This is a genomic window from Shewanella sp. 11B5 (genome assembly GCF_002836795.1).
Classification (GTDB): domain Bacteria; phylum Pseudomonadota; class Gammaproteobacteria; order Enterobacterales; family Shewanellaceae; genus Shewanella; species Shewanella frigidimarina.
On record NZ_PJAP01000543.1, the window covers coordinates 1 to 5,326 of the forward strand.

5 protein-coding genes and 1 pseudogene are annotated in these 5,326 nt (G+C 43.2%); 3 read left to right on the forward strand and 3 right to left on the reverse strand.

All coding sequences use genetic code 11. The annotated features are described in order from the left end of the window. From CXF78_RS12775 to CXF78_RS12785, 3 genes are all read right to left on the reverse strand, one after another. Positions 1–943: MlaD family protein (locus tag CXF78_RS12775; protein WP_102037010.1), on the reverse strand; the 943-nt coding region annotated here is incomplete at its 3' end. Continuing rightward, positions 940–1,704 carry an ABC transporter ATP-binding protein gene (locus CXF78_RS12780; protein ID WP_011637422.1) on the reverse strand — a complete coding sequence of 255 codons (765 nt, stop codon included), beginning with the start codon at positions 1,702–1,704 and terminating at the stop codon, positions 940–942. The genes CXF78_RS12780 and CXF78_RS12775, both read right to left, overlap by 4 nt. 2 nt (positions 1,705–1,706) lie before the next feature. Next, the gene (locus CXF78_RS12785) at positions 1,707–2,819 is read right to left on the reverse strand and encodes an MlaE family ABC transporter permease (protein WP_059746736.1); all 1,113 of its coding nucleotides are present in this window, start codon (positions 2,817–2,819) and stop codon (positions 1,707–1,709) included. Between the two features lie 367 nt (positions 2,820–3,186). Here CXF78_RS12785 and CXF78_RS12790 point away from each other — a divergent pair, with 367 nt between their 5' ends. From CXF78_RS12790 to CXF78_RS12800, 3 genes and pseudogenes are all read left to right on the forward strand, one after another. Beyond that, positions 3,187–3,600: a LexA family protein gene (locus CXF78_RS12790; RefSeq protein ID WP_011637424.1), complete on the forward strand. Its 414-nt coding sequence runs from the start codon at positions 3,187–3,189 to the stop codon at positions 3,598–3,600. A 6-nt stretch (positions 3,601–3,606) separates the two neighbouring features. Then, positions 3,607–4,863, forward strand: coding sequence for a Y-family DNA polymerase (locus tag CXF78_RS12795; protein ID WP_102037011.1), 1,257 nt, complete (start codon positions 3,607–3,609; stop codon positions 4,861–4,863). 219 nt (positions 4,864–5,082) lie between these two features. Beyond that, positions 5,083–5,326 (forward strand): annotated as a pseudogene (locus CXF78_RS12800) (hypothetical protein); the annotation flags it as partial.

Below are 5,326 nucleotides of genomic sequence, written 5' to 3' on the forward strand. Positions count from 1 at the left end.
CCTCAGGTTGTTCATCTAAGGTTTCGCTCAAGCTTCGTAGCGATCGAGCTGTGCGGCGGATTTCTTCCAATGTATTGGTGAGTTCTATCAACAATGGCGAGTTTTGGTCGAGTGTGTTGCCTGCTTGGTTTGCAAGCTGATTAATGCTTAATAGTGTACTGCGTAATTCAGTTAAACTATGGTTTAGCGACTCAACGAACTTGGGTTCATCATGATTTAATTGCACCAGTAAATTATCGAGTTTTAGCAGCACTTCAAGCCCATTTTTACCTAATGCTGCTTGAGTGTTGTCTAAGTTAATCGCGGTGCTTTTAACTGCTTTGGCTGCATTATCAAAATTATCCAGTGCTTGCTGTATTTTTCCGCTGGCGGCAATGTCACTGAGCTGCTGAGCTAAATTATCGACATTGTTGACTAAACTTTTTAAGTTTAACGATTGCAAGTCTTTCGACAGTGATTCGAAATCAGTCGCGATGGTCGGCAATTCTAATAATTGATCTTTTTCTCCGTGAAATACCGGTGACGTGTTGGGAAAGAAATCCAGCTCAACATATAGCAGTCCGGTGAGTAAACTCAGATAATTCAGCTGGGCGCGTAAGCCGTTATCGATGGCGTGAGAAAAAAACTCTTCACCTACTTGGATCCCTTTTATATTGATACGTTTCAACAATAAGTCGGCATGAACCGCAGCCGTGACACCCTGGCTACTGTCGTTGGGGAAATCGATACTGATATCGCTTATTTCACCTATTATGACCCCTTTTAATTTTACCGGTGCGCCTACCTGTAACCCTTGCACAGAACTGTTAAAAAACATCACTACAGGGGCTTTCTCTGCAAATATACGCCCACCGGAAAAGAACAGTAATGCAATAAACACTAAGATAATTGCGCCAAATATAAAGGCACCAATCGCGAGCGGAAGTCGTTGGCTTTTACTCATGAGATCTCCGATTTTTCGGTACGATTGAGAAATTGACGAACCCTAGGCTGGCTACTGTGTATTTTTAATTCTCGTGGGTCACCACAATCGAGCATAGTATTGGTCTCATTATCCAGAAATACACAGCGAGTGCCGATTGACAATATACTGGGCAGCTCGTGGGACACAATGATCACGGTAGAGTCTAACGCCTGGCATATTTGCACGATCAATTGATCTAAACGCATCGAGCTAATAGGGTCTAAACCTGCAGAGGGTTCATCAAAAAATAACAATTGAGGGTCTAATGCCAGCGCCCGTGCTAATCCTGCGCGTTTGTGCATACCGCCGCTTAACTCGGCAGGATAAAATTTCTCGAAGCCCGCTAAGCCGACAAGTGCCAGTTTATAGGCGACGGCTTCGGCAATTTGTCGCTCCGAAAGGTCGGTATAGAGCTGCATGGGTAACGCCACATTCTCGCCAAGCGACATGCTCGAAAACAATGCGCCAGTTTGGAAGGTAATTCCCCAATCTTTGAGCATTGCTACCTGCGTGGGTTCATCTGCCTCATAAAAGTTTTTGCCTTGATAGAGTACTTCACCCTTTAGTGGTGTGAGTAATCCCACCATCGATTTCAGCAAGGTTGTTTTGCCACAACCACTGCCGCCAATGACAAAAAAGATATCATTCTTGTTAATGTCGAAGTTGAGTTTTTTTTGCACCTCGGTACTGCCGTAGCCGACTGATAGATTACGTACACTGATAAAGGCATCATCAACCATGGTTAGATCCCTAATTTATCGTATAAGATATTAAGCGCTGCATCGGAGACAACCAAAAAAACAATGGCCTTAACCACAGCGTGGGTCGTCGCTAAACCAACGGCATTAGAGTCACGTCCGCAAAGCAGTCCCGCCTGACAACCCGCAATCGCAATTAAAAACCCAAAAATTAAACTCTTTATTAAACCAGTGGAAATATCGACCCAATCAATCGCAACCTGGGTTTGCAAAATATATTGGGTATAACTCACGCCCATACCGTTAGCAACTAACGCACCGCCAATCATGCCTATTACATCCGAATAAATACACATTAGCGGCATAATAAAAATTAATGCTAATAACCGCGGTAAAACCAGAAACTCCATGGTAGGAATGCCCATCACTCGCAGCGCATCAATTTCTTCATTAACTTGCATGGTGCCTAACTGCGCCGCATAAGCGGCTCCGGTTCGGCCAGCCATAATAACGCCTGTCATTAGAGCACCCATTTCACGCACCATTCCGATAGCCACTAAATTAGCCACATATACTTGGGCGCCTAATTGACGCAGCTGTACCGAACCTAAATAAGCCAAAATCATTCCCACGAGCAGGCTAATTAAGGTAACAATCGCAAGCCCCTTAGGCCCAGCCTGTTCGATAAAAAAAACGATATCACTTCGGCGAGTTCTCGCTTTACCTCCCAACCAACGGCCTAATACCAAGGTACAGTCGCCAACAAATACTAATCCATCGTGCACCTGTAAGCCTTGCTTAATAAGACTTCGACGTAAGGTCGGCCACAATCCGCCAATAGCACCATCATTAGTGGGTTGATAAACAGGAACATCGGTAGCCAGTTGCAGTAATTGCTGCAACCCTTGAGGCGTTTGTTGAGTGTCGAGTGGTATTTTTTTCTGCTCACACCAGCGAGATAATTGTAATAAGGCAATGGCGAGGCTTGAATCCCAATGAGACAACTCTGTGGTGATTAAGGTGATAGATTGGCAATTGGATGGCAGCTCAGCACAAATATCTGCGCCTAGCGGTGCTTGGCCTAATTGCCAATCACCAGCAAGGTTCAGTAAGCAGTTATCATCGTGCATGTCGATATGGAATGTTGCGAGTGTCATGCTAGACCCCCGAGCCAATATGAAATAAGTATATTCGTTTGTTTTATAAACAGGTTAGCTTGATTTTTGCTCCTGTTAACAGTGTAGACCAAGCTTACTGATTATATTTTGACCTTGGACATATTATTTCATCAATAATGAAGCTATCACTTTGATGTATTGACGCTTTGCTACATTGAAGAAGCGTTAGTTATGGACCGATGTTGTTGTGCAGAGGCAATAAAAACGCCGTTAACGGTTGAACATAACCGCCGCTTGTCGCGATTTAAAGCAAATAAACTTGCGCTGACAAAATTTAACGCTAATATGTACTGTTTATTTATACAGTATTTATTTGTATCGTATACATCATATTAGAGGTTGTCATATGCGCGTTATTCCCATTGCAGCCAGTGCCGGTATTACCGGTTTCGAATCACCTGCCGCTGAGTATCTTCAGTTAGGCCTCAGCCTTGATGAGATATTAATTCAGCATCCAAGTTCCACTTTTATCGGCTTAGCCCAAGGTGAGTCGATGCAAGGAGTGGGAATATATGATGGTGACTTATTGATTGTCGACCGTCATGAAACGGCTAGAAATGGCGACGTGATAGTGGCTAATTTTAATGGTGAATTTGTGTGTAAAATTCTCGACATGCATCGGCGAATGCTGATGTCGTCTAATGAGCAACATTTACCTGTGACCATCTGCGACTATGATGACTTTAGTATTGAAGGTGTGGTTATTCGCTCGATTCGTTGTCATCGTCAAAGCCCACTGCTTATCAGCAAAAAAGGTTAGGTAACAATGTTTGCCTTAGTCGATGCCAATGCTTTTTATTGCAGTGCAGAACAGGTTTTTCGCCCTGACTGGCGCGGCAGACCGATTATTGTGCTGAGCAATAACGATGGCTGTATTGTCGCGGCTAATCGGCAAGCAAAAGAGGCGGGTATTGAGAAGTTTTTGCCTTACTTTCAAGCTAAAGCATTATGTGCCCAGCGCAATGTCATTGTGTGCTCATCTAATTATGAATTGTATGCCGATTTATCGGCAAAGATGATGGCAATAATTGGTCGTTTTGCACCAGAGCAACATGTGTACTCCATCGATGAAAGCTTTCTGTCTTTTAAACACAGTTATCCTGCTATCAAATGCCTGCATAGCCAGGGTCATTTAATTCGCCGTGCCGTTTGGAAAGAAGCACGCTTGGCTGTTTGTGTGGGCATGGGCCAAACGTTAACCTTAGCTAAAATAGCCAATCACGCCGCTAAAAAAATCCCGGGATACCAAGGAGTGTGCGTTATCGACACTGCGCAGCAACGTAATGACATTTTACGCCAACTTGCCGTAAAAGAGGTGTGGGGGATTGGCAGGCGCATCAGTAAAAAGCTTGAATTGATGAATATTCGCAGCGCATACGATCTCGCCTCTATGCTACCCAGTTTGGCCAGAAAACAATTTAGTATTGAAATTGAACGCACTGTACGCGAACTTAACGGCGAAGTGTGTAAACAATGGGATGAGGCTAGGGCAGATAAAAAACAAATTTTCTCCACCCGCAGTGTGGGCGAACGTATTTGCGATTTTGAATCGCTATTACAGGCATTGAGTAAACATGTTGGCATCGCAGCAAGTAAAGCTCGTCAACAAGGCTCACATTGTAAAACCATGTTGTTATTTGCCAGTAATTCGCCCCATGACGAACGGCCTGTGAGTTATAAAGTTATCGTCCATTTTCCATGTCCAACCAATTGCACCATTGAACTCACCAAAGCCATGACCGACGCCGCCCCGAGATTATTTAGCAATGGTGTTCGTTATTACAAAATTGGTGTAGGCCTAGTTGATTTAACCAGCGAGAAACATTTTCAATTTGATTTATTTAATACCGCGAAGGTTAATTATGCCTTAATGGACACGCTTGACGGCATCAACCAACGATACGGCCGCGATACAGTGTTTTTGGCTGCACAAGGGATACAACAAAAATGGGCCATGCGCCGTGATTTACTCACACCTCAATATTCAACCCAATGGAAATGCTTACCCAGCATTAAATGCTAAGATTTTTTATTACTAAGGTTTATTACTAAGGTTTATTACTTAGGTTTATTGTAACAGTGGTATTACTCTGCCATAGCACATGTAAGGTAAAGGTCATTCAACTATGGCTAAATCTTAAAATGTGATTCAGCTCTTATTATCGCTCTAGTTAAATTGTTAATGTTAAATCGTACTCATCATATGGCCGACATAATGCGAAATACGCTGTTAAACATAGCAATGATAATTTCACTACTTGGACAATTACTTGTTCCAAGTTTTGCTATGTCTAATGAAATGGCTATGTCAGATATGCAGTCGAGTAGCATGCAGCAATCAACGATGATGCAAGGTGACTGCGACACTAACGGTGACTGTTGTTTAAACGATATGAGTCAATGCATTAGCCATTGTCATGCTGTCGCGAATGCATTTTTGATATCAGCAACAAATCTCACCGATGCTCCACTAACAAGTGCTAAAG